Below are 23,988 nucleotides of genomic sequence, written 5' to 3'. Positions count from 1 at the left end.
TATTATTTTTAAGACAAGTTTTTTAAAGCAATTTATCCGCCACTTCCTGCCAGTTATTGACACGTTCAAAACCGTTGGTATGGATGTTGTGGGGAGAGGTAAAAAGCAGGCATCTTCCGTCAAAGCCTTCTAAATTATAGGCGCGATCATCGATCAGTACATCTCCTTTGAGAATATGCTTGTCGCCGCAAAGAATCCGATTTTGCCAAGGAATAAACGGAAAGTGCTCGTCAAGCCATTCGGATTTTTCTTCAAGTGAATTCGGGAATTGTGTTGCGGCAGAAGCGATATATACCTCATGCTTGCCCGCTAATTGTTTCAGAATCTTTTGGCTATCCATAATTGGTCTTAGGGCCCGAAAAAATCCACGGGTACGAGCATGGTCGCGAATACTTTGTTGGTGCTTCTCGATTACATTCTGCCATACTTCTGAGCCCAAACAGGTCTCTGGTGTTAAGTTGCCGCCGAACTCACGGTTATAGATTTCTATATGTGCATTGTATGTGTCGGCGATTACTTCATCCATATCGATGAATATGGTCATGGTATAAAATTTTTGTGAAGAAAAGGATAAAGCTTGTAAATGGGAAATGATCGGGGATTTTTTTAGCGATTACTCTACATTGCAATTACAAAAATAAAGAGGGCGTCCCCACGCCCCCTTAATCTTATACAAAGGAAACGTTGTCATTTCCTTGCCTACTTATGTAATACGAATATACAGCCTGATGGCAGTTTGAAGTTGCCCTAATTCAAAAAAAAATGACGCAATCCAAAACTTAAATCACAAAATACTCCTAGATCAATCCTGCCCGTTTTAAAAGGGCCTCGACCTGAGGTTCCTTGCCACGAAAACGTTTATAAAGTACCATTGGTTTTTCAGTGCCCCCTTTTGAAAGCACGTGTTCTTTGAACTTGGAAGCAATTTCTTTGTTGAAAATTCCCGTTTCCTTAAAATAGGCGAAGGCATCGGCATCAAGTACCTCGGCCCATTTGTAGCTATAATAGCCCGAGGAATAACCACCTTGAAATATATGCGCGAAAGCTGTGCTCATACAGGTTTCAGGAGTGTCGGGATATAATTGGGTGCCTTCAAAGGCTTTTGTCTCATATCTTTTGACATCCCTTATTTGCGACGGATCGGCCGCGTGCCAAGACATGTCGAGCAATCCGAAACTCAGTTGGCGAAGGGTCGCCATACCCTCTTGAAAGGTGGCCGATTCCTTGATTTTTTGTACCAATTTCATTGGAATGGATTCCCCGGTCTCATAATGCTTCGCGAAAAGCTCAAGGGCTTCTTTTTCGTAGCACCAGTTTTCCATAACTTGGCTTGGCAGTTCCACAAAGTCCCAATAGACCGAGGTTCCCGAAAGGCTAGGGTAGGTGGTATCGGCCAACATACCGTGCAGTCCGTGCCCGAACTCATGGAACAAGGTCGTAACTTCATTGAATGTCAAAAGCGAGGGTCTTGTTTCGGTAGATGGCGTAAAATTGCAGACGTTCGAGATATGCGGGCGCACATTTTCACCATCTTTTTTGTACTGTGGTTTAAAGGAGGTCATCCAGGCACCGCCCCTTTTCCCTTTTCGGGGATGGAAATCGGCATAGAACAGCGAAATGAAGTTTTTATTTGTATCATAGACCCTGAAGGTTTTGACCTCTTCGTGATATTTTTCAACATCATGGACTTCCTCGAATTGCAGCCCGAACAATTTTTCGGCCACTTTGAAAACGCCATCGATTACGTTTTCCAGCTTGAAATAGGGTTTTAACAATTCGTCGTCAAGGTTGAACAATTGCTGCTTGAGTTTTTCTGAATAATAGCTGCCGTCCCATTTTTCAAGTTTTTCAAGGCCATCAAGTTTTTTGGCATAAGCCGATAGTTGTGCAAACTCACGTTCGGCGGCAGGTTTTGCCTTTTCTAGCAGGTCGTTCAAAAACGAATATACTTTTTCGGGCGTTTCGGCCATGCGTTCTTCCAAGACAAAATGGGCATGGGTCTTATACCCTAAAAGATTGGCCCGCTCATGGCGCAGGTTGACAATTTTTAGAACATTTTCTTGATTGTCGAGATCATCTCCGTGAAAGCCCTTGCTTCCGAAGGCCAAGGATAGTTCTTTTCGAAGTTGTCGATTCTTGGCATATTTCATAAAGGGTATGTAACTCGGGTAATCCAATGTGATCAGCCAACCTTTTTTTCCTTTTGATTTGGCCAATTGTGCGGCCGCTTCTTTTGCACCTTCCGGCAGCCCGTGCAAGTCAACTTCTTCCGTCAGGTGCATTTCATATTTGTTGTTCTCGGCGAGAACGTTCTCGCCGAACTTCAGTTTAAGTTTTGAGAGCTCCGCGTCGATCTGCCGCAGACGTTTCTTTTTCCCTTCCGACAGGTTCGCACCGTTGCGACTAAAGCTTTTGTACTTTTTATCCAAAAGTGTAAGTTGTTCTGTAGACAGGTGAAGATTCTTCTTTTGCCCATAAACGGTTTTTATCTTGCCGAACAATTTTTCGTTCAGGGTTATATCGTTACTGAATTCTGAAAGCAGGGGCGAGACCTCTTGTGCAATTTTCTGTATTTCTTCATTGGTTTCGGCAGAATTCAGATTAAAGAATATACTTGATATTCGATCCAATTGTTGACCTGAAAACTCCAAGGCCTCTACCGTATTTTCGAACGTAGGAGCCTCGGGATTGTCTGTTATGGCATCGATTTCGGCGCGGGCATCTTCCATGGCCTGAAGAAACGCGGGTTTAAAATGTTCATTTTTTATGTTTGAAAAAGGTGCGGTGTCGAACGGGGCAAGTAGTGGATTCATAAAGATTTTACGGGTTTATTGGTTTATAGGTTAAAAAATGGTTTGCGGGACGAACTTGAAAATCGGAACAAGGGAAAATCCAAAACTATTTAATGCTTCTTGACACGGTTTGCAGCTCACTGCTCATTATTGCGTTGATAGCTGTCCGTTCACCATTGACGGCCCGTTATAGACTGTTCACCGTTCACTGCTTAGTGTTTACTTTTTTTGCTCCATCTATCACCTTCTGTTTCAATCCTTCTTTATAAAGTACAATTTTGTCCAAAACGCATTTATCGGAACTTCCGATAATCTGCGCAGCTAGAATGCCTGCATTTTTGGCTCCGTTCAACGCGACCGTTGCAACAGGAACCCCGCCCGGCATTTGCAATATGGAGAGCACAGAATCCCAGCCATCGATAGAATTGCTACTTTTTACAGGTACGCCGATAACCGGTAAAGGAGACATCGAGGCTACCATTCCCGGTAAGTGTGCCGCCCCCCCTGCACCGGCAATGATTACGGAATAGCCATTTTTGTGTGCGTTTTTGCTAAAATCGAAAAGCTTTTCGGGCGTGCGGTGCGCCGAAACGATATCTACCTCGACCTCGATATCGAAGCCTTTTAAAATATCGACGGCGTCTTGCATGACGGGGAGGTCGCTAATGCTTCCCATTACTACGGCTACTTTGCTCATAACTAATTACTTATTACCTTGATTTTTTCTTTTACTTGTTGTGCAATGGTTCTTGCTTCGGCAATATTTTTGTTCACGATGGTCACATGCCCCATTTTTCGAAAGGGTCGGGTCTGTTTCTTTCCATAGATATGCGGCGTCACGCCCTCCATTCTCATAATCTCCCCAATGTTTTCATAGACCACTTTCCCTGTATGGCCTTCGGCCCCCACCAAATTCACCATGATTCCCGCAACTTTGTTGTCAGTATTTCCTAAAGGAAGGTCCAATATGGCACGAAGGTGTTGTTCGAATTGGTTGGTATAACTGGCTTCGATGCTATAATGTCCGCTGTTATGGGGTCGAGGTGCAACTTCGTTGACCAATATTTTATCATCATGGGTCTGGAACATCTCGACCGCCAACAATCCGACATGTTGTATTTTTTCGGATACCTTCAATGCTATTTCCCGGGCCTTCAAGGCGACTTTGTCATCGATCCTTGCCGGACAGATTACGTACTCGACCTGATTTGCTTCGGGGTGGAACTCCATTTCGACCACGGGATAGGTCTTTACCTCTCCACTTACGTTTCGGGCCACGATTACGGCCAGTTCGTTCTTAAAATTTACCATTTCTTCGGCAATGCACTCTCCGGAAGGCAATCCTTCAAGATCCTCCAATTTGCGAACTACCTTTACGCCTTGTCCGTCGTACCCGAATTGGGCGGCCTTCCAAATAAAAGGAAATTCCAAGCCGCCGTTATTTATGCTATCGGCAATCTCACTCTTGTAGGCGAAACGATGAAACTCCGCCGTCGGAATTCCATTGTCCACATAGAATAACTTTTGTTTGGCCTTGTTCTGGATGATACGCAACGCTTTTGTTGGCGGATAGACTTTTTTTCCTTCTTCTTCCAACTTTTCAAGCGCGTCAAGGTTCACGTTCTCGATCTCGATGGTCAGCACATCGACATTCTTTCCGAAATCGTACACGGCCTTGAAATCGAGAAGGCTTCCTTTTACGAATTCGTTACAGGCGATCTTGCAGGGGGCCTCGTCCGAAGCATCCATGACCTTGGTGCCTATATCCCATTTTCGGGTCTCGTACAACAGCATTTTGCCGAGTTGTCCGCCGCCTAAAATCCCCAATATAAAATCCGAAGAAAAGTATTCCATTGTAATTTACTATCCCTTGTTTTTAAGGGTCGCAGGGCAAAAATACGCCTAATTCTTAAAACCCATTGCGTACACGGCCAAAAGAGAAATCAAATTGGTATATTTGCCATCCTTGTAAAATCGATCCCGAGTGTTGATAAAGCTACACGACAAATATTTCAAACCCTATTTGAGCGAAACGGAAATCTTGTCGGCCGTGAAAGATCTTGCCGATAAGATTGCGATCGATTACAAGGATGAAGTGCCAATTTTTGTTGGGGTACTCAACGGTGCTTTTATGTTCGTATCCGATTTTTTAAAATCTTATCCGCATCCATGCGAGGTGTCCTTTGTGAAAATGAGTTCGTATGGCGGTCTGACCTCTACGGGTATCGTTGAAACCTTGTTGGATGTATCTGAGGATATCGAAGATAGAAGTGTTATTGTTTTAGAGGATATTATCGATACCGGCCGTACGCTTCAAGAACTGATACATATGTTTTCGAACATCAATGTAAAGGAGTTCAAGATCGCCAGCCTTTTCTACAAATCGGAAATCTACAATGGTGAATATACCATTGATTATGTAGGTATTGAAATTCCAAATAAATTTATTGTTGGATATGGCCTAGATTATAATGAGCTGGGCAGAAATTTAAAAGAAGTATACCAATTAAACCAAAAGCATATGATCAATCTTGTACTATTCGGAAAGCCAGGTGCCGGCAAGGGCACTCAGGCACAGTTTCTAAAAGACCAATACAACCTTGAACATATCTCTACCGGTGACCTTTTTAGGTTCAATATGAAGAACGACACCGATTTGGGCAAATTGGCCAAATCGTATATCGACAACGGTGATCTTGTGCCCGATGAGGTCACGATTAAAATGTTGGAAGATGCGGTAGACAAGAATCCCGATGCCAGCGGATTCATTTTTGACGGTTTTCCGCGAACTACGGCCCAGGCCGAGGCCTTGGATAAATTTTTGGCCACCAAGAACATGAAGATCGATGCCACCATCGCCCTGGAGGCCGATGATGAGATATTGATACAACGTCTTTTGGAACGAGGAAAGGTGAGTGGTCGTAGCGATGATCAAGATGAAGACAAGATCCGCAACCGTTTTGATGAATACAACCAAAAGACAGCACCCCTCAAAGACTTCTACGAGGCTCAAGGAAAATTTCATAGAGTTAATGGCATAGGGGCCATTGATGAAATCACTATGCGACTGGGGAAAGTCATCGAGGAGTTATGATCCTGTCTTTATATGAACTTCGATCGCCAACCTTCGCTTGAAAATGAACTTATATTGACCAGATATTTCGAGTAGGAGGACTTTTAGTATTTTTTATAGTTGCCTCTGACCCCTTGATTTGGCCACAGCACCTAAATAACGACCGCCATATCCTTGAAAATTTTAAGCAAGTTTTTGATGAGTCGATGGTGTCAAAAGTAGCTTTGCCCATTCTTGATAAGAAGAACGGTGCGGTCATCGGCAGTGCGCGTTATAAGATTATCGATACCGAAAACGTTGTGGTTGAAATTGGGTGCTCTTCCGGACCGTTATTATCGGGGCGGCTTGTACAATCTTGAAGCCTAAAAAATCGATGGTCAATTGCGCCTTGGTTGATTTCGACATGGCTGTTTTTTATGTAGAACCGAAAAACTTTCGTTCGCAACGTGCCCATGGGACAATAGGGGCGTAAAAATTGAGAATTTTTAAAGTTTATGGGGCCTGCCCAAAGAAAAGGGGGTTACCTTTGCCATTGATAATGTGATTGAACGAAATGAGCCATAGTATATCTTGACACCCATCGGGGTTGTCATTGGCGAATTACATTGACCTTTGAAAAAGATAAAATAAACAGATGAAAGAAGAGGTCATAGGTACAAGGGAAGTATTCAAAAGCTGCTTCTTTGTGGGTTGTGCCGCCATCATAATCTTGGTTTTGTTTACGATCGGATATTTTATTTGGGTCTTCACTTCTGACCCCATTTTGTAATAAAAGGTCTCGCTGAATAGTGGCTAGTGTTCAAAGAGTTCCATGTTTTCGATAAGTCGCATGTATCGTATTCGTTATTTTTGCGATATAAATGGATGAATTTCAAACCATAATATTTTCTAATGACCGAGGGCAACTTTGTAGATTACGTTAAAATACATGTCGAATCAGGTAACGGAGGCAAGGGTTCGGCACATTTGCACCGTGAAAAATATGTTGCCAAGGGAGGTCCTGACGGCGGCGATGGCGGGCGTGGCGGTCATGTTATTTTTCGTGGAAACAAGAATCTGTGGACTTTGGTCAACTTCAAGTTCAAAAAGCATTTTAAGGCAGGGCATGCGGAACATGGTAGCAAGAACCGAAGTACGGGAGCCGATGGTGCCGACATATATATCGATGTGCCTCTTGGCACCGTAATCAAGGATGCTGAAACCAATGAGGTGATTTTTGAGATTACCGAGGACAAAGAAGAAAAGATCATCGTCGAGGGCGGTATGGGCGGGCGTGGCAATTGGCACTTTAAGACACCTACCAATCAGACCCCAAGATATGCGCAGCCCGGTGTGCCAGGTCAAGAAAAGAACGTTATTCTCGAACTGAAGGTTTTGGCCGATGTGGGGCTGGTAGGATTTCCGAATGCCGGAAAATCGACCTTGCTTTCGGTCATGACTTCGGCCAAACCCAAGATAGCCGATTATGAATTTACTACCTTAAAGCCGAATTTGGGCATTGTTCAGCACCGCGATTTTCAGAGTTTCGTTATGGCCGATATTCCGGGTATCATCGAAGGTGCGGCCGAAGGAAAGGGCCTTGGGCATTACTTTTTGCGCCATATCGAGCGCAATGCGACCTTGTTGTTTTTGATTGCGGCCGATAGTATGGATATCAGTAAGGAATACGAAATTTTGTTGGATGAGCTGCGAAGGTATAATCCTGAATTGTTGGACAAAGAACGTCTTATCTGTATCTCGAAATGCGATATGCTCGACCAAGAACTGATGGATGAAATGCGGGTCGAATTGGATAAAGATTTTAAAGGAGTGTCTTATATGTTCATCTCATCGGTAGCCCAAATCGGGCTTCAAGAACTTAAGGATAGACTTTGGATTATGCTGAACAGTTAATCGAAAAAGGTTGGTTTTCAGATATTTGGGTTATTTTTTTGATTATTTTAGAGGAAAGCTGTGATTATGCAAAATCTGCTTCGCGTTATTTTTTTGGTTTTGTTCATTTCATGCAATGCCATAAAAGTCAATTATGACTATGATAAGGAAACCGAGTTTTCCAACTACAACACGTACAACTATTATTCCGAAATCGAAACGGGCCTTGGCGAGTTGGACGAGAAAAGGCTTTTCAAAGCATTGGATATTGCTTTGCAATCGAAGGGTCTTGTTTTTTCAGAAGAGCCTGATTTTTTAATCAATATTGAAGGCAGGTCATTTCAAATGCCCAAAAATACTTCCGTTGGGGTCGGGGTCGGCGGCACGGGCCGTAATGTAGGTGGTGGTGTTTCGGTCGGTATCCCATTGGGTTCCTCCAAACTTGAACGCCAGATTGTGTTTGATTTTGTCGATGCCAAAAAAGACCAACTCTTTTGGCAGGCCGTTAGTACCAGTGCGTTAAAAGAAAATCTTCCTCCGCTGGTCCGTGAACAAAAGTTACAAGAGATGGTTGGCAAGGTGCTTTCTAAATATCCGCCCAAAAAAAGGAAATAACAATCGTTAACAGGGTTATTTTCGCTTGACTTTGACAACGTATGTGGCCACTATGGTATCGTTCAACTGAATGTGAACGTCATACTTCCCCGTTTTATCAAAAACATGTTTTAAACGTAATTGCCTTTTTTCGTAGGTGCTTACGGGGTGAACACTTCTATCGGAATTACCATTGTTCAATGTCAGTATTATATTTTCATTATTAATGTCCTTGGGGGTCTCAAGAATAAATTCAATGGGCCTGCTTTTTGTGGTTTCCAAAAACATTTCATCAGGTTGAACAGGTACGATGTTCGACGCAAAAGCTTCTTTGTACACGATGGGGCCTTGTAAAAACTGATTGAAAGTGGGAGGGTTAGGCAATAAGGTCCATTTATTTTCCAGTGGATAATGATTTTTTATGAACAAGGCTGGATCCGCCAAAAAATAACCATCAAAATAATCATGCTCGAACCTTGGTTCGCCCTCATCGAACATAACACGCCCAGCAGACCATGTTGCATCGACCAAGTACCACTTGCCATCCAGTTCAATAGCGTTCCATGCGTGATTGGGAATACTCTCCTCATCCAAAATCAAGGTAGGTGTTCGCCCGTAGCCATCTATAATCTTGCAATTAAGACCTGCAATTTTGGCCATTTCCCTTACGAGAAAAGCATATCCCGAACAGGCCGTTTTTCTTTGTTCCACCAATTTTTCGAAAACTTTGGGCGTGAAACTTTCGTTCCATTCTAGAAAAGCGGCACGGTCATCGGCATGTTTTTTCCGTTTTTTAATGGTTCTGAGATAGGCATGATAATCATTTTCGATATTCGTGGCTACCCATGTATAAATGGCCCTGAATTTCTCGACGTCGGTTTCCAATGATGCCGTTAATCTATGGATCAATATAGGTAGGTTTCTCAAGCCTTCCCCTTTGTGTGCAAGTGCGATACTATCGGCTTTTCCAAAATCAATTTTACTAAAATCACCACGTTGGCCTTGACATAAAACGCTAATGAGCAGAATAAGGGGAAAGATCGATTTCATAGTCAAGTTAAAGATTGAAGCCCTGTTCCCGATAGCTATCAGGATTAAGTGCGGTTGCTTTAGTTTTCATAAACTTTTTAGAGTGTTTTGTCATTTCCAGCAAAGGTAGAAATCCCATTGCAGATTCAAAGCTATGGGATTCCTCGTCGCTTGGCTCCGTCGGAATGACATAGTGTTCAATAAAAAATTTAAGAAAACCATGGATTTTGAACCCAGAACGGCTTACTATTTGAACAATCCCAGGAATTTTTGGAAAATGTTACGCTTTGATTTGTAGACTCCGCCGGTATCCACGGCACCCATAAGCTCCACATCAACGGTATCAAAGGTTATTGTAATGTCCAATACGGGAGAATCGCTTTCAGGAACGATGTACTCTTTGGTTTCATAACCTAGAAAGCTAAAGACCAAAATGTTGCCAACCTCCAAATTTCTGGGAAATTCGAACTTTCCGTCAAGATCGGTAACGACTCCTTCCGCAGTTCCTTTCAAAACCACATTGACCCCTGAAAGTGGTTCGTTCATTTCATCAAGCACGGTACCTTTTACCGTATATTCCTGTAAACTTATACCGTTGGTATCAAGTGATTTTTTCGAAACCTGTATTTCGGTTTCAGTGCTAGCGTAATCTTGCGCGTGCAGGGCGGTCAAATTGCCAAGGCTCAGTATAGAAAGCCCTATTATTGCCATACTTCGTGCGAAGAAGCCTTTATTTGTTCTATTCATTGCTGATGTTCTATAAGTTTTTAACTGCGTGCTTTTGAATCGGCCACAGGTGTCCGTAGTCCTATTATTAAAAAAGGCGATTAGTTCGGGTTCGGGCATGTTCGTGAAATCTATTACTTCTTTTGCGCATAATCTGCAAAATCCTCCATTCGATGTCGGGGCAAAGCTCTCAAATTTTTCGGAGCATGGTTGGGTAATCCTTAGTGCATTTTTCATAATTTTTGGTTTTAATGGTACACCTCAAAACTATGCTGTTCAACACATTGTAAAAATCGATATTGAGTGAACCCCTCTTTCGAATGCGCGAAGTTCCGTTTTCATTTAGCTTGATAATTTCTTCTGCGTATTAAATTTACTAATTTTCTAGTTCACGTTTACCCGAACGCCCTCACTATGACTACTGAACTCGGGGGCATACATACTTTGTATAGTGGTAATACCATTGCTGAACTCCCCGGCATTGTTTACACGTAGGTCATATTCAAATACGAATACTCCTTTGGGCAGATAATCGAAAAAGAAATTCGTGCTGGCGTCTTTGGTACTTTCGTAGTACCCGAGTGCGTCTTGCCATTTGTATTGAGAGAATACGTTGATGGGTTCCATGCCCGATGCCCGCATGTCCTTCATGTGTACGAATTCCATTTCGCGGTCGGAACGGAGTTCAATCCTTACACGGACCAAATCGCCCACCTTCAGGTCGGTCTTGTCCGTGATTTCAGAAATTTCCTCACCGGTATCCGTATTTTTTTTCAGGAACAATTTTTTCTTCAACTTCAAAGGCGTTTCAGCGGAGGAAATTTTATCCAAATTCTCGAAGTATTGCCAGTACAAAGCCCCCCAGGCAATGCCCTCACCTTTCTTCGAAAGCTGTATTTCCGCCATTTCAGGAGTGATTTCGGCACTGTTCCATGAGGTTTTGAAGTATCCCGTACCGGCCTCGATCTTCGTATTTTCCAATTTTGATGTTTCGATTTTGTTGCACCCGACAAGAAACTCGACCGCATCGGTCACTGAGAGCCAATCGCTGTCTTGAAGTAATAATGCGTATATGGCTTCAGTCGTTGCCTTGGTCGTTTTCCACTGATTGGTCTGTTTGTTTTTCAGCAACCAGATTTTAAGATTGTCAACGGTTTTGGTGTCGTTTTCAATTTCTCCAAAGGCCTCGATCATCAACGCCTGGGTTTCTATGGGCGCTTGGTACCAGTGCCATGAGGCGGTATTCGCTTTCCAGTACGTGCCGAGTTCTTCCGAGGTTATACTGTTTTCCCTTAAAGACCTTAATATTTTGCCCGAAGTGTTCGAATCGTCCATTCTATGGAAAACCAAGGCCAACATTCCTTTGGAATACAACGCTTTGTCCATCCAATATTTTTGGGCTTGACCTTTATAGTAGGTCGTGATTTCCTTGACTTTTTTGCTCGAAGGAATATCTTTGAAAAAACTGCGCATATACAGGTAATGGATCTGTGTTCGACTCAAATGGTCATCGTCGATATTCGAGGCATATTGCTTCATTTGCTCGTATTCATTGACGAATTCATTATCTAAATACGAAATGGCCTTTTTAATGACGGATTGCATCTCGGCGCCATTCGAGGTAACCGCCAATTTCTTTAAATGTCCCAGTCCCGTAATGATATGTTGTGTGATAAAACGGTTGTCAGGTCCACCATTGAACCAGGCCCATGCTCCGGTGGTTTTTTGATTGTTCTTTAATTTGGATAAGGCGTTCTGCCCCTCAAGCCGCATCTTGTTCAGATTGAACAAAAGGCCGATACGCTTTTTCTGTTCGGTTTCCGATTGGGCATCGCGAAGCCAAGGTGTTTCTTGGATCAATAGGGATTTCAGTTCTTCGTTCTTTTCGAGATCGCTCGGCAGCGCATCGGAATTTCGCCATTGATCGAAGACTTCTTGAATGCGCGGATTCGAATTGGCGATATGGCCTGCCAAGGTATTGGCATAATATCTTGAAAATATTTGCTCGTTACAATCGTGTGGATATTCCATCAAATAGGGGAGGGCCTGCACGGCATACCAAGCGGGATTCGAGGTAATCTCCAACGTCAATTTGTGGTGCTTTAAGCTCTCGGAGGAAACGTTTTTCAATTTATCCAAAATAAAGGTCTTCGTCTGGTCGCTTCGTACCCACATCGGCAGGCTTTCAGTGACCAAAGTACGATTGGTCAACACCGGAAGCAGGTTCTGTTCCCCATCGCTGAAGTCACCGGCCTTGGCGATGACCTTGTATTGCACGGCCTGAATCCCTTCTGGGATTTTCAGTCGCCAAGAGACTTGGGTGTTATTGAGGGAGTCCATAGTAAAACTTTTGCCAGCTTCGGCTTGCCCCCCTCTGCCTACGGCATCTCCCCCAGAATGGCTGGCGATTAGCAATTCTTTCGAAATATCCTTGCCCGTAACCGCATCGACCAGTTCCAATCGGGCCGTGCCCGAAAGGTTTTTGTCGCTAAGGTTGGCAACTTTGGTGCTGATAACGATTTCATCACCTTCCCGTAAAAAGCGAGGTGCGTTCGGTATGACCATCAATTCTTTTTGCGTAACGGTTCGTTTGGTCGCATAGACACTCTGCAAACCTTTTGTATGGGCCAAGAGTTGCAAGTTCCATCGGGTCAGGGCCTCGGGCACGGTAAAACTGAACGAGACGTTGCCTTCTCTATCGGTCTGTAATTGCGGGAAGAAAAAAGCGGTTTCCTGAAGGTTTTTACGAATTTTCACCTCATTGGAGTTCTTATTCCCGCCTTGTACTTCATCACGCTCAGTATCTGGTCGTTGAAGACTATCCTGTGGGGATAGTTCCGATTTGCTTACGCCCGATACTGTTCCTTCCAATGCATTGCCGACCACGGACTCTTCCATTTCCATATCTTCCATCATCATTACTTCGGGTGCAGGGGCTACATCATTATTTTTCATGCTGCGCATCATCATCGCATCGCGGCCATTACCATGACCAAAATAAAACCCGAACCAATTGAACGTATCAAAATATTGGGGGTCATAGCTGTAATGGTTTTTCGAATCATTATAGACGCGAAAAGAGCGGTTGCCAAAGCTTTGGCGCGCATTTGAATAGATCGATGAATAATAAATCGGTCGATAGAGCGGACTGAACCCCCAATAATGGCTGCGGAAAGCGTCTAACGAGGCATCGTACATACCGGCCAACAGTTCGGCGGCCACTTTTTCCCCTTTCGGCCCTTTTATCTTGAACGACCAGGTTTCGCCAGTTCCCGGTCTCAGTTTGTCGCGAAAAGTCAAGGTTTCGATTTCCAAGGCCTCTTGGGGGTAGGGCACGGCGACGACCTGGCTTCCTGACAGGTACGAATTAAAGGCCGAAAAACTATAGTTGATCGCGAACCCGCCCAGGTCATCTTTGGTAACCGGTACCGTGAACGATTTTGAATCGCCGTTCAGGTGGATTACTTTGGTATCAATAATTTTCCTTTCCTTTTCAATGAGCACTGTAACATCTAAATTTTGTATGTTGCTCGATAGGGTAATTCTAGCTTTGTTACCGATGGCGTATTCGTTCTTATCGGTCTTTATTTGAAAGAGCTGGTTGTCGGCCGGTTTCTTATCATCTAGGCCGAACAAGGTTGTATGGGCAATGGCCTTGACTTCTTGTCCGAATCTGTCGTTGGTCTCAAGTTCGATGATATATTTCCCGGATTGTTCTTTCTTGAGGTCGTTCAACTTCAAGGTGGTCGATTTTCCGGTATCGAAATCCGATTGCCAAACGAGTTTTCCTTTTTTCCAATTGCGGAAATCGTGTTCATCGCCATGGGCATCATGCGGATACATTTTTTTGAACTCCTCCTTCGAAAAACCTGAACAGTCGGGAGCGGCCCAAGGTCTTGGGCGCAATACATGTTCTGGGGCAACCAATTTGTACATTTTGATGTTTCCCTTGGCGGGAACGAACTGGCCGTTCAGATTGCCCGTTGCAATCGACAAGTCGATATTGTCTTCATCTTTGTTCAGAAAGCCCTCGATTTGAATATTGGCCGTAAGTGCGTGATAACCCACACGAACAACGGTCGTTGCAGTATGCGTTTCGCCATTGATATCGGTTACGTCTGCCGTAATCTCATAGCTGAACGTTGGCAGGTCTTTTTGGTTCGTATTGTCGGGAATGGCCTTGAAATCGATCTCATATTTTCCGGAAGCATCCGTTTTGGTCTCGCCGTGGGCGATTTCTTGGGGATTATTCTCATGGTACGGACGGCGCCAATGGTACCATATCGGAAAATAGACCACTCTTTTTACGCGATATACGACTTTGGCGTTCGTGATGTTGCTACCGGCATAGGCCGTCGCAATTCCATTGACCGTGATACTGTCGTTTACCTTATAAGTTTCGGTAATCGGTTCAAATGAGGTCTCGAATTTTGGGCGTTTGTATTCCTCAACCGAAAAACCGGTGCTTCCGCTCAGTCCTATTTTATCCGAATTGGCCTCTAAAATAAAATTGCCGGTCAAACCGCCCGAGGGAAGAATAAATTCCCCCGAAAAGGATCCATATTCATTGGTAACGAACTTTTGCGATGCGATTTCCTGATAATTGACATCCCTAAGTACTACATTGACTTCCTGATTCTCAAGAACCGTCGAAGCTGTCCCGCGGCGCACAATGGCGATTCCCTTGAAATATAGTGGTTGCCCCGGGCGATAAATACTTCTGTCGGTAAACAGAAAAGCCGTATAATCCGCCGAAGGCATATCGGGATCATAACTTTCGTTGGCATAATAGTCTTTGAAATAGGCGGTTTCGTTTTCATGCTCGATAAGCACGTTCACATTGTTCCAATATTCTTTGGTCAGGGAGATGGTGACCATACCCATGTTATCGGTAACCAAAGTTCTGCTCTTTCGTGCCCCGTCATAGCCGACTTGGTATTCGAATTTAACATTGGCCGCAGAGATCGGGGTGCCATGGTTGCGGTCGATGACCTGAAAATTATTATGTGTAAGAGTTTGGGTTTCGACCAAAGCAAAATCGGTAACCTGTATCGGGCTGAAAGCAAAAGTTCCGTTCTTGTTTCCCTTTGGTTCTGCCAGAATCACGTATTGGTCATTAGGCAAGGAAGGCAAGATTATTTCGGTGCCATGATTTTGATAGTCCTTTTCATTTTTCAAGGTGACATCCCACGCCTTGACAACGGCAAGTTTTTTCAAAAAGGATAATTTTTCGGGATGTTTGTATAGTCCGTCAAGTTGTTTCAGTTGATTTTGTGAAATCTTTCGCGCTGAAAGCTGTAGCTCATCGTGATTCTTATAGTTGACCAAAATTCGGGAAACCTGGTTCACAGGAATATGTGCTTCATTGGTCATTTGTAGGCTTTGTGCCAAGATTTGCGATTTTAGGGCCTTGCACTTTTCAGCTCCCCGACTATCGCTCCGTTCTTTTATCACACTTTCACAAATTTCCAACGCCTCACTTAATTTCCATCGGTGTTCCGTGTTGCCTTTTAGATTGTATGTTTGGCCCAATTGTCGGTAAAGTGCGGCGATTTCATAATTATAAAGTGATGCGGCCGGAGAGTTCTTGCCGGCCTCGGCCATATTTCTGAGCACTTCTGAATACTGCTGGTCCTTATTTTCGAAAACGGCATTTTGATAGGTAAAAAGAAGACGTTCGATATCGACTTCCGCTAGGGTATACGGTTCTTTGTCGGTCAAGTGAAAATCGATCAACTTTTGATAGAGCTGCAAAGCCTTGGCCTGCATCGATGTTTCGTCGGTAGTGTCGATTTTTAATTGTAAGAATGATCGTGCTTCGCAGAGCATTTCGGGGTCGTCGATCTGGAATTTATCGGCCGGACGTGTAATATTGTTTTCGCCGGTCTTGTAGAACTCCAAGGCCGTATGTGCCAGAAGGTCGAAAAGGGTAGGTCGGTAGGTCTCCGAACCTTTTTGTTTGGTCAGTATCACATCAAATTCGGAAACGGGAATTTTTTTCAACGCTTCTTCATTTTCCAATGATTTTTCAAAATGGGTTCCGATTTCATGGAAAAGTGTTGTTAAGTCCCAGGTTCTGAAATCGACAGGGTCAATCTTTGAATCGGTCTTCGTACGGTTATAAAATTTGTAGCGGTTGTTCTGAAAGAATTGCCAGTAAAGATTGGCCAAATAGCTTTCCAAAACACTTTTGGTCGGAAATTCCGCCTTTTCTATTTCTGATTTGAAATCGTTGACGATACGTAGTTGGGAATCTTCCTCTAGAATCATCACATATTTCGAGGAATATAAAAGTGCTTTGACGATTTGGGCCGAATTTTGCTCTTTTTTCGCCTTTGCCGAAATAGATTCCACCGTTTTCAAGACAGATTTTGTCAACGCTTCGCTTTCAAGTTTTTCAACTTGATTCCAAAGTGTTTTGTAAGGATCACTATGCTGTGCGTCTGTCATTTGCGAAAAAAAGACCATTGTCAGTATGAAAAAGATGTACTTCATCCTTAGTATATTTAGTATGCGTTTAAGTCAGTGCGATCTGTCATCGCATACATTACAAAATTAAGGCCAAAGATGGTTCCAACCCTCCTTGGAAACCATGAAAATTAGGGAAAAGGTGTTTTGGGTTAGGGAAAGAAGAAAAAATTAAAATAGAGATTTTTGATTTTCAAAAAGTTTAAACCTACTCTTTTAACTTCTTAATTCGAGACTGTCTTTTTTTCTTAACCCTTGAGAGATATTCCTTATCGGTTTTTAACTTTTTTACAATAAAATCTATACATTTTTCACTATACGTATGCTGAACCTGATTCCCATGGTCAAAATGAAAAATATTGCTTTGACTCTTCCATTTTTCATTTTCGCAGATACTATTAAAATCATCTGTATTGAATTCAATCTTTTTCCTTGTCGGAAGAATTTCCTGAAGTTTATCTTTACTAAAATGGTTTAATATTCTATTGTTTACTTCTTTAACGACTTCCTTTACCATAAAAGGATGGCTTAATTTAGGGTCTTTGGTCTTTTCAACAAAAATGGCATTAGAACTGGTCAAATTCGCCAATGTTTGATTGGGGTTTTTTGAATTGTCAACAATGCCTATGCTTAGATTAACCGGAATAGCAAAATATGGATTTCGTACTGCATTAGCTTTTTTTTGAAATTTTTCAATCAACGATTTTATTTCGTGTGCTTTTTTATTACCATATTTTTTGTTGAGGCTATTAATTGATAAATTTTTTCCTTCAATTACCAAAGAAAGTAGCCCTATTCCTTCCAACTCAATCGGTTTTTCATCGGTGAAATCTTGATACAACTTTGAATAGTTAAATACGCCACTTTGAAAATATCTGCTTGCGATAGATGCTAACTCTGGTAAAATATAGTGAGTAGATAAATCTCTGAGGTCAATAATATATTCTAAATTCATTCTTAAGGGTGAATTCTCTGGAAATGTTTCTTTCAAAATTTCCCTTATTGATTTTGTTTTCTTTTCGGCTTTTGAATTTCTCCAAATTGCAGACCTACCTTTTTCTTGAATTGTTTTTGCCTTTAAAAGTTTTTCAAAAGCATTGATGAAATGAGCTAGAAAAGCATCAAGTCTGTTAGGAGTTGATGGTCTGTTAAAAAGTTCAATTGCCAAAATAAACTCGTTCTTTGAAACTTGAATAAGTGTTCTTGTATCCTGGTCATATTTTTCAAGTTTCCCATTATATGGGGATAACCTATTCTTTGTACTGATTCTTCTTAAAAACTCATTGAGTTCAATTTGCAAGACGCCTTCAGAAAAATAGCTATCATTATTGTCTTTTGCAATAAACTCGCTCCATTCATTTCTACTCATTTTTGCTTTTACAGATGCTTTCAGTGGATACCCTGTGGCTTTTGAAAGCTCTTCTAATGTGAAGGACTTTTGTTTCTTTTCCCTTTCCTTAAGAAAGTAAAATAGCTTCTTCTGCTGTTTTGTTATCCTCATAATTCTTTTACAATGATTTCAAAAGTCCACCATCAATCGGGATCTGGGTGCCCGTGATATAGGCGGCCTTGTCGGAGGCCAAAAACGCCACTAAATATCCATATTCCTTGGGGTCTCCGATGCGTTGTAACGGTACTTTCGACTCCATTTCAGCACGGACATCATTTTGCGGAATGCCCAGTTGCTCTGCTTTTTTGGCATTGAGTTGGGCAATGCGATCCGTGTCGAAATAACCGGTCAAGATGCTGTTCACCGTAATCTGGTCCTTACCGACATCGGTGGCCAAACTTTTTGCCCAGGTAACGACGGCGGCCCTGATCGTATTCGAAAGTGCCAGATATGAAAGCGGTTCCTTGACCGATACCGAAGCTACGTTGATGATGCGGCCCCAGTGGTTTTGTTGCATTTTTTTCAAGGCCAGTTCCGTTGTAAAGACGACCGTTTTAAAAAGTAGTTCAAAAGCCTGTTGGTAGTCTTCGGTCTGTTTTTCCAAGGCATTGCCGGCAGAAGGGCCTTGCGTGTTGTTCACAAGAATATCCACTGAATTTTCTTCGAAATACCGAGCTATTATTTTTTTATATGCCTTGAAATCGGTAAAATCGACGACCAAATAATGATGGCTTTGACCATGATCCGTAGGCAGTTTGTCAATAATATTTTTCAATTTGTCTTGGCTCCTCGCCATCAAGGTCACACTTGCACCGCTTTCGGCCAATTGCTGGGCAATCGCTTTTCCGATGCCACCACTGCTTCCGCCAATAAGGGCTTTTTTGTTTTTTAGTGATATGTTCATATTCTGGTTTTCCAAACTAAGATAATCATAAAGTGGTGGTTTTCGATACCCCGTTCAATCCCTATCTTTGAATCATAATTTACCTAAATGAAAATCCATTTTATAGCCATTGGAGGTAGCGCCATGCACAATCTGGCCTTGGCACTTGAACAAAAGGGGTATACGGTCACTGGTAGTGATGATGTCATCTTCGAACCTTCGAAATCGCGTTTGGCCGCTAAAGAATTATTACCTGACGAATTTGGCTGGTTTCCTGAAAAGATTACTGCTGATCTAGATGCCGTAATTCTTGGAATGCATGCCAAACCCGATAATGCCGAATTATTGAAAGCGCAGAAATTGGACGTGAAAATTTATTCGTATCCCGAATTTTTGTACGAACAATCGAAGAACAAAACAAGGGTGGTTATCGGCGGAAGTCATGGCAAGACCACCATTACCTCGATGATATTACATGTCTTGAACTACCACGATCGTGATGTCGATTATATGGTAGGGGCGCAGTTGGAAGGGTTCGACAACATGGTCCATTTGACCGAAACGAACGATTTTATCGTTTTGGAAGGCGATGAATATCTCTCTTCGCCCATCGATAGGCGACCAAAATTTCATTTATACAGACCCAATATCGCATTGTTGAGCGGTATCGCTTGGGACCATATCAATGTCTTTCCGACATTCGAGAATTACGTGGCGCAGTTTCGAATTTTTGTGGATAGCATTGTAAATGGCGGAAGCATCACCTACAATGAAGAAGACCCTGAAGTAACAAAAGTGGTCGAGGCCTCTGAAAATTCCATTCGAAAATTGCCCTACCGAACCCCAGAATATTCGGTCGTGGACGGACAAACACTTTTAGATACCCCTGAAGGCCCGATGCCGATTGCGGTTTTCGGAGAGCATAACCTGAACAATCTGGCCGGGGCCAAGTGGGTCTGTCAAAACATGGGGGTCGATGAAGAGGGTTTCTATGAAGCGATCGCTTCCTTTAAGGGAGCGGCAAAACGGTTGGAAAAAATAGCGGAATCGTCTTCGTGTATCGTTTATAAGGATTTTGCCCATGCACCGAGCAAAGTAGCCGCGACGACCAAGGCGGTAAAAGAGCAATACCCTGACAGAAAATTGATAGCCTGCCTTGAACTGCATACCTACAGTAGTTTCAATCCTGAATTTTTGAAGGGTTATAAAGGCACATTGAACGCCGCCGATATGGCCGCGGTATTCTACTTGCCAGAATCAGTGGCCATTAAAAATTTGGCTCCGGTCAGTCCAGGTCAGATTTCAGAGGCCTTCAAACGTAACGACCTCAAGATCTTTACCGATGCGACCACTTTTAAGGATTTTGTTTTCGGGCAGGGGTTTGATGATTCTGTATTGCTTTTGATGAGTTCAGGCAATTATGGTGGTTTGGATCTTGCCGAACTCAGGCGAAATGTAGAGGATTGATTCAGAGGAGGATATCTGCAAATATGTCAGACGTTCAAAGTGGGGTACGTAAATTGTGGCCTACTCATAAAATTCAGGCACGCATATGAACGTTTTGTTCAAGAAAATATGGTTTTGGTGGCAACGGAGGGTGTCACTTGTTTTGATAGCCTTTATGTTGGGCATGTCGAATGTGATTCTCGAAGAATCGAGATCGGTCAATGATACCCGTGAGCATATCGAGCATCCTGAAGTACTTCCTGACGAGGATTTGAATGATACCGCGGATTACGAACCTGGGTCTTGAGCATTTTTATGATTTTTAAAAATACGCTCCACGAATTCCGAAACGTCCTTTTTTTGGCTTTTGATGAGCTCGGCCTTTGCCAGTTGCCGATCTCGAGGGTGTTTGTCTTGTGAGAACTTGAATTTTCCTTCCCATTGGGTAATCTCGATTTCAAATCCGATGATGTAATCGACAAGGGCGTCCATTCTGGCGTCTTCAAGCGAAAGCGCGAATCTCGGATTGCTTCCTTCCAAAAATGAGGTCATTCGCACCATCGTTCGTTTCACGGCATCTTTATCGCTCAACAACCTTACTTTTCCTTTTAAATGGGCAAAAATATAATTCCATGTGGGCAACTGTTTGGTACTATAGGTGGCCGGGGAAATATAACAATCGGGGCCTTGAAAAATAGAAGTTGTAAGTGCCCCATCGGTCAACGTCGCGACCTGAGGATTGAATTTGTCGATATGGGCGACCAGTTTTCCGAATTTGCTGCCATCCGTTTCATAAACCATGGGAATATGGGTAATATGAGGCGCATCTTCCTGTACCGTGATCAAAGTGGCAAAAGGATAGTTTTTGACCACCTCAAGTACATTTTCAAAACTTGTCTCCTGGTGATGGTTCGGTGGGTATTTCATTGTGCTGAAATTAATTTCGGTTCCGAAATTTACGACAAAACGGATTCATAAAAGAGTTCTTTGCTATCTTTAGCGAATGCATGAAAAAAGGGCTTCTTTCTCTATCAAACATTGGTCGGACGATGACAAACCGAGGGAAAAATTGGTCAGGAAAGGAAAGTCGGTCCTGTCCGATGCCGAACTGATTGCCATACTGATAGGTTCGGGAAGTCGTAACGAAAGTGCGGTTGAACTTTCAAAACGAATTCTTGCCTCTGTCGATAATAATTTGAACGAGTTGGGCAAACTTTCCATTAGGCAATTGATGCAGTTCAAGGGAATAGGCGAGGCCAAAGCGGTAACGATTGCCGCGGCCCTGGAGATTGGCAGACGCAGAAGAGGTGAGGGCGAATCAAAGATTGCCAAAATTTCGGGCAGTCGCGATGCATTTGAACTTTTGAGACCGATAATTGGCGAGTTGCCCCATGAAGAGTTTTGGATCGTGTATCTGAACAATGCCAATAAAATATTGCAGACAAACCAATTGAGCAAAGGAGGCCTTACAGGTACTTTGGTCGATGTTCGCATAGTGATGCGACAAGCCTTGGAATTGGGTGCGGTAGGATTGATTTTGGCACATAACCACCCATCGGGCACATTGAAGCCAAGTATCGAGGATAAACGAGTAACGGAAAAGTTAAGGTCGGCCGCTGCGGCACTTGATATAAAAGTTTTGGACCACCTGATCATTACCCAAAAGGATTATTTTAGTTTTGCCGATAATACAATGCTCTGATGTTACTAGTCTATACCCATAAAATTACGCCCCGCTTCAGCTATATCATGAAGCACATTTTTTCGCGTATGCTGGGTATTGAACTGACTTTTTCGACCAAAGTGGAAGATTTTATCAAGCATTCGGGTCCGAAAATAACCTATACGAAACAACCGCTTCAGAATGAGTTCTTCGTGCGCAGCAACGACCTTTTGTTCGAACAAGGAATCAATGATCTTCAAGTTGCCATGGGCCAATGGGATGAGGTGCCCTGTTTCTTTGCAACGGGTGATCGAAGTAATATTCCCTTTGATATTTTTTCCGCGAGTTTTTATCTTTTGAGCCGGTATGAAGAATATTTGCCCCATGTCAAGGACATTCATGGCCGATTTTCCCCAAAGGACAGTTTGGCCTATCAAAATGATTTTCTTCAATTACCGGTCGTGGATATTTGGGCGGCAAAGTTATTGGAAGCTCTTAAATTACGATTTCCGGAAATAGTACATAAAAAGAGAGCCTATTCCTATACTTCGATTATCGATGTGACTACATCGCACTGTTACGCGTATCGAGGTTTCACAAGAAGTTTGGGAGGGTTTCTATTAGATCTTGGCAATTTCAAGTTGAAACGCGTTGCACGCCGGGTAGCCGTATGGTTCAATTCAAGCAAGGATCCCTATGACAATTTTGAGTGGTTGGTCGATCAGCATAAACAAACCGCTACCAAAAGCCTGTTCTTTTTTCAATTTGCAACATATTCTACCTATGACAAAAATGTTTCGCCAAATCATAATAAGTTCAGGTTTCTTATCAAGTACATTGCGGATTACGGTGTCGTAGGGTTGGCGGCATCGTACAGCTCGTTCGTTGACCTTGCCCTATTGAAAAATGAAAAAAATGAGCTATCGAACGTAATCAATCGATCCATAAACTGTTGTAGAATGCGGTATAATCGGGTCGACGCCCCTGAAACGTATCGTAATTTGGTAGATGCCGAATTTTCAGACGACTATACCATGGGTTACACCCATGAATTGGGTTTCAGGGCGGGTACAAGTTGCCCGTTCTACTTTTATGATATCAATCTTGAAGCACAGCAACCGATTCGGGTGCACCCGTTCGCCATTCACGATTATGCGTTGATCAATTTTAAGAACCAAGAGACTTTGTTCGAAAAAATCGATTTGCTGTATCAACGGGTTAAAGAAGTAAATGGCAATTTTTTGACCGTTTTTTCCAACGAATTATTGGGAGGCGACCATAAGATTGCCTGGAAGGATGTTTATTCACGAGTTATACGTCGATATAATGTTTAAAGGAGTCGTAACCGATGTTTTTTTTGATTTGGACCATACCCTTTGGGATTTTGAGAAAAATTCATATCTGACCTTTGAAAAGATTTTGGCCGAAAACGGCATTGATGTCGACCTTAACTCCTTTTTGGAGATATATGTACCTCTGAACCTCTCTTTTTGGAAACTGTATCGTGAAGAAAAGATCAGCAAGACCGAACTTCGCTACCAACGGTTAAAAACCGTATTCGACCGCCTAGATTATTTCATTGCCGATGAAACGATAGACTTATTGGCCAACGAATACATCAGACATTTGTGCACTTTCGATCATGTTTTTCCGAATACCACTGAAATTCTGGAATATTTGAGTCCGAACTACAAGCTTCATATAATCACTAACGGATTTCAGGAAATACAGGAAAAAAAACTGGAAAATTCGAATATTCGTGGGTATTTCGACCAAGTTGTGAATTCTGAAATGGCCGGTGTTAAAAAACCGAATCCTATCATCTTTGAATTGGCTTTGGAAAGGGCAGGGGCAACTCCTCAAAAATCACTCATGATAGGCGATAGTCTCGAGGCCGATATAATGGGTGCCCAAGCGGTCGGGTTTCACGCCTTGCATTTTAACGCCCATAACGAACCCTATCACGAATATTGCCAGATCATAACCGATTTGAGTGAAATAAAAACCTTTTTGTAGAGTTATATATTGCAGAAACACTAAGGTCATTAAGAT

Annotated in this window: 20 protein-coding genes; 10 read left to right on the top strand and 10 right to left on the bottom strand. The window is 42.8% G+C overall.

Annotated features, from left to right (window positions below; translation table 11 throughout):
* Positions 1-22 precede the first annotated feature (22 nt).
* The 4 genes from ACEZ3G_RS02275 to ACEZ3G_RS02260 form a co-directional block, all read right to left on the bottom strand.
* Positions 23-544 (bottom strand): 5' nucleotidase, NT5C type, encoded by a 522-nt coding sequence (locus ACEZ3G_RS02275; RefSeq protein WP_432423853.1) that lies wholly within the window; start codon positions 542-544, stop codon positions 23-25.
* Between the two features lie 253 nt (positions 545-797).
* A complete protein-coding gene (locus ACEZ3G_RS02270) occupies positions 798-2,813 on the bottom strand; it encodes a M3 family metallopeptidase (RefSeq protein WP_432423852.1) in 2,016 nt (671 codons plus the stop codon).
* A gap of 184 nt (positions 2,814-2,997) precedes the next feature.
* Entirely contained in the window at positions 2,998-3,489 is a 492-nt protein-coding gene (purE, locus tag ACEZ3G_RS02265) for a 5-(carboxyamino)imidazole ribonucleotide mutase (RefSeq protein ID WP_432423851.1), read from the bottom strand.
* Between the two features lie 2 nt (positions 3,490-3,491).
* Complete coding sequence (locus ACEZ3G_RS02260; RefSeq protein ID WP_432423850.1) at positions 3,492-4,646, bottom strand: 5-(carboxyamino)imidazole ribonucleotide synthase; 1,155 nt, start codon at positions 4,644-4,646, stop codon at positions 3,492-3,494.
* A gap of 133 nt (positions 4,647-4,779) precedes the next feature.
* Here ACEZ3G_RS02260 and ACEZ3G_RS02255 point away from each other — a divergent pair, with 133 nt between their 5' ends.
* The 5 genes from ACEZ3G_RS02255 to ACEZ3G_RS02235 all read left to right on the top strand — a co-directional run bounded on the left by ACEZ3G_RS02255 (position 4,780) and on the right by ACEZ3G_RS02235 (position 8,352).
* Positions 4,780-5,886 (top strand): adenylate kinase, encoded by a 1,107-nt coding sequence (locus ACEZ3G_RS02255; RefSeq protein WP_432425135.1) that lies wholly within the window; start codon positions 4,780-4,782, stop codon positions 5,884-5,886.
* A gap of 185 nt (positions 5,887-6,071) precedes the next feature.
* Entirely contained in the window at positions 6,072-6,224 is a 153-nt protein-coding gene (locus ACEZ3G_RS02250) for a hypothetical protein (RefSeq protein WP_432423849.1), read from the top strand.
* A 275-nt stretch (positions 6,225-6,499) separates the two neighbouring features.
* Complete coding sequence (locus ACEZ3G_RS02245) at positions 6,500-6,634, top strand: hypothetical protein (protein ID WP_432423848.1); 135 nt, start codon at positions 6,500-6,502, stop codon at positions 6,632-6,634.
* Between the two features lie 122 nt (positions 6,635-6,756).
* Positions 6,757-7,758 (top strand): GTPase ObgE, encoded by a 1,002-nt coding sequence (gene obgE, locus ACEZ3G_RS02240; RefSeq protein ID WP_432423847.1) that lies wholly within the window; start codon positions 6,757-6,759, stop codon positions 7,756-7,758.
* Positions 7,759-7,824: 66 nt separating this feature from the next.
* Positions 7,825-8,352, top strand: a complete 528-nt coding sequence (locus ACEZ3G_RS02235) for a DUF4136 domain-containing protein (protein WP_432423846.1) — start codon at positions 7,825-7,827, stop codon at positions 8,350-8,352.
* Positions 8,353-8,367: 15 nt separating this feature from the next.
* Here the strand turns inward: ACEZ3G_RS02235 and ACEZ3G_RS02230 are convergent, their stop codons facing one another.
* From ACEZ3G_RS02230 to ACEZ3G_RS02210, 5 genes are all read right to left on the bottom strand, one after another.
* The gene (locus ACEZ3G_RS02230; RefSeq protein WP_432423845.1) at positions 8,368-9,381 is read right to left on the bottom strand and encodes a transglutaminase domain-containing protein; all 1,014 of its coding nucleotides are present in this window, start codon (positions 9,379-9,381) and stop codon (positions 8,368-8,370) included.
* A gap of 225 nt (positions 9,382-9,606) precedes the next feature.
* Complete coding sequence (locus tag ACEZ3G_RS02225; RefSeq protein ID WP_432423844.1) at positions 9,607-10,323, bottom strand: carboxypeptidase-like regulatory domain-containing protein; 717 nt, start codon at positions 10,321-10,323, stop codon at positions 9,607-9,609.
* Between the two features lie 147 nt (positions 10,324-10,470).
* Positions 10,471-16,581, bottom strand: a complete 6,111-nt coding sequence (locus tag ACEZ3G_RS02220; protein WP_432423843.1) for an alpha-2-macroglobulin family protein — start codon at positions 16,579-16,581, stop codon at positions 10,471-10,473.
* Between the two features lie 181 nt (positions 16,582-16,762).
* Positions 16,763-18,055, bottom strand: a complete 1,293-nt coding sequence (locus ACEZ3G_RS02215) for a DUF3644 domain-containing protein (protein ID WP_432423842.1) — start codon at positions 18,053-18,055, stop codon at positions 16,763-16,765.
* Between the two features lie 7 nt (positions 18,056-18,062).
* Positions 18,063-18,848: an SDR family oxidoreductase gene (locus ACEZ3G_RS02210; RefSeq protein WP_432423841.1), complete on the bottom strand. Its 786-nt coding sequence runs from the start codon at positions 18,846-18,848 to the stop codon at positions 18,063-18,065.
* 87 nt (positions 18,849-18,935) lie between these two features.
* Here ACEZ3G_RS02210 and ACEZ3G_RS02205 point away from each other — a divergent pair, with 87 nt between their 5' ends.
* On the top strand, positions 18,936-20,294 hold the full coding sequence (locus ACEZ3G_RS02205; protein ID WP_432423840.1) for a UDP-N-acetylmuramate--L-alanine ligase: 1,359 nt from the start codon (positions 18,936-18,938) through the stop codon (positions 20,292-20,294).
* An 85-nt stretch (positions 20,295-20,379) separates the two neighbouring features.
* Positions 20,380-20,580 (top strand): hypothetical protein, encoded by a 201-nt coding sequence (locus ACEZ3G_RS02200; protein ID WP_432423839.1) that lies wholly within the window; start codon positions 20,380-20,382, stop codon positions 20,578-20,580.
* Here the strand turns inward: ACEZ3G_RS02200 and ACEZ3G_RS02195 are convergent.
* Positions 20,562-21,200, bottom strand: coding sequence for an FMN-binding negative transcriptional regulator (locus tag ACEZ3G_RS02195; RefSeq protein ID WP_432423838.1), 639 nt, complete (start codon positions 21,198-21,200; stop codon positions 20,562-20,564). The genes ACEZ3G_RS02200 and ACEZ3G_RS02195 overlap by 19 nt on opposite strands.
* A 76-nt stretch (positions 21,201-21,276) precedes the next feature.
* On the opposite strand from ACEZ3G_RS02195, the gene radC reads away from it, so the two are divergent.
* The 3 genes from radC to ACEZ3G_RS02180 are packed head-to-tail and all read left to right on the top strand — an operon-like array spanning position 21,277 to position 23,952.
* Entirely contained in the window at positions 21,277-21,975 is a 699-nt protein-coding gene (gene radC, locus ACEZ3G_RS02190) for a RadC family protein (protein WP_432423837.1), read from the top strand.
* Between the two features lie 47 nt (positions 21,976-22,022).
* Positions 22,023-23,270 carry a polysaccharide deacetylase family protein gene (locus tag ACEZ3G_RS02185; protein ID WP_432423836.1) on the top strand — a complete coding sequence of 416 codons (1,248 nt, stop codon included), beginning with the start codon at positions 22,023-22,025 and terminating at the stop codon, positions 23,268-23,270.
* Positions 23,263-23,952 carry a YjjG family noncanonical pyrimidine nucleotidase gene (locus tag ACEZ3G_RS02180; protein ID WP_432423835.1) on the top strand — a complete coding sequence of 230 codons (690 nt, stop codon included), beginning with the start codon at positions 23,263-23,265 and terminating at the stop codon, positions 23,950-23,952. The genes ACEZ3G_RS02185 and ACEZ3G_RS02180 overlap by 8 nt, the downstream gene beginning before the upstream one ends.
* The last annotated feature ends 36 nt before the right edge of the window (positions 23,953-23,988 follow it).

This window comes from Meishania litoralis (assembly GCF_042611095.1).
Taxonomy (GTDB): Bacteria; Bacteroidota; Bacteroidia; order Flavobacteriales; family Flavobacteriaceae; genus Meishania; species Meishania litoralis.
The sequence above is the reverse complement of the archived record's forward strand: the minus strand, read 5'-3'. Positions and strand labels throughout refer to the sequence as shown.

Excerpts from the sequence above, each read along its gene's own strand:
- ACEZ3G_RS02200 (WP_432423839.1), top strand. The coding sequence starts at position 20,380 with ATGAACGTTTTGTTCAAGAAAATATGGTTTTGGTGGCAACGGAGGGTG.
- ACEZ3G_RS02230 (WP_432423845.1), bottom strand. The coding sequence starts at position 9,381 with ATGAAATCGATCTTTCCCCTTATTCTGCTCATTAGCGTTTTATGTCAA.
- ACEZ3G_RS02210 (WP_432423841.1), bottom strand. The coding sequence starts at position 18,848 with ATGAACATATCACTAAAAAACAAAAAAGCCCTTATTGGCGGAAGCAGT.
- ACEZ3G_RS02270 (WP_432423852.1), bottom strand. The coding sequence starts at position 2,813 with ATGAATCCACTACTTGCCCCGTTCGACACCGCACCTTTTTCAAACATA.
- ACEZ3G_RS02245 (WP_432423848.1), top strand. The coding sequence starts at position 6,500 with ATGAAAGAAGAGGTCATAGGTACAAGGGAAGTATTCAAAAGCTGCTTC.
- ACEZ3G_RS02185 (WP_432423836.1), top strand. The coding sequence starts at position 22,023 with ATGAAGCACATTTTTTCGCGTATGCTGGGTATTGAACTGACTTTTTCG.
- ACEZ3G_RS02235 (WP_432423846.1), top strand. The coding sequence starts at position 7,825 with ATGCAAAATCTGCTTCGCGTTATTTTTTTGGTTTTGTTCATTTCATGC.
- ACEZ3G_RS02220 (WP_432423843.1), bottom strand. The coding sequence starts at position 16,581 with ATGAAGTACATCTTTTTCATACTGACAATGGTCTTTTTTTCGCAAATG.
- ACEZ3G_RS02260 (WP_432423850.1), bottom strand. The coding sequence starts at position 4,646 with ATGGAATACTTTTCTTCGGATTTTATATTGGGGATTTTAGGCGGCGGA.
- ACEZ3G_RS02215 (WP_432423842.1), bottom strand. The coding sequence starts at position 18,055 with ATGAGGATAACAAAACAGCAGAAGAAGCTATTTTACTTTCTTAAGGAA.
- ACEZ3G_RS02180 (WP_432423835.1), top strand. The coding sequence starts at position 23,263 with ATGTTTAAAGGAGTCGTAACCGATGTTTTTTTTGATTTGGACCATACC.
- ACEZ3G_RS02195 (WP_432423838.1), bottom strand. The coding sequence starts at position 21,200 with ATGAAATACCCACCGAACCATCACCAGGAGACAAGTTTTGAAAATGTA.
- ACEZ3G_RS02205 (WP_432423840.1), top strand. The coding sequence starts at position 18,936 with ATGAAAATCCATTTTATAGCCATTGGAGGTAGCGCCATGCACAATCTG.
- radC (WP_432423837.1), top strand. The coding sequence starts at position 21,277 with ATGCATGAAAAAAGGGCTTCTTTCTCTATCAAACATTGGTCGGACGAT.
- obgE (WP_432423847.1), top strand. The coding sequence starts at position 6,757 with ATGACCGAGGGCAACTTTGTAGATTACGTTAAAATACATGTCGAATCA.
- purE (WP_432423851.1), bottom strand. The coding sequence starts at position 3,489 with ATGAGCAAAGTAGCCGTAGTAATGGGAAGCATTAGCGACCTCCCCGTC.
- ACEZ3G_RS02275 (WP_432423853.1), bottom strand. The coding sequence starts at position 544 with ATGACCATATTCATCGATATGGATGAAGTAATCGCCGACACATACAAT.
- ACEZ3G_RS02250 (WP_432423849.1), top strand. The coding sequence starts at position 6,072 with ATGGTGTCAAAAGTAGCTTTGCCCATTCTTGATAAGAAGAACGGTGCG.
- ACEZ3G_RS02225 (WP_432423844.1), bottom strand. The coding sequence starts at position 10,323 with ATGAAAAATGCACTAAGGATTACCCAACCATGCTCCGAAAAATTTGAG.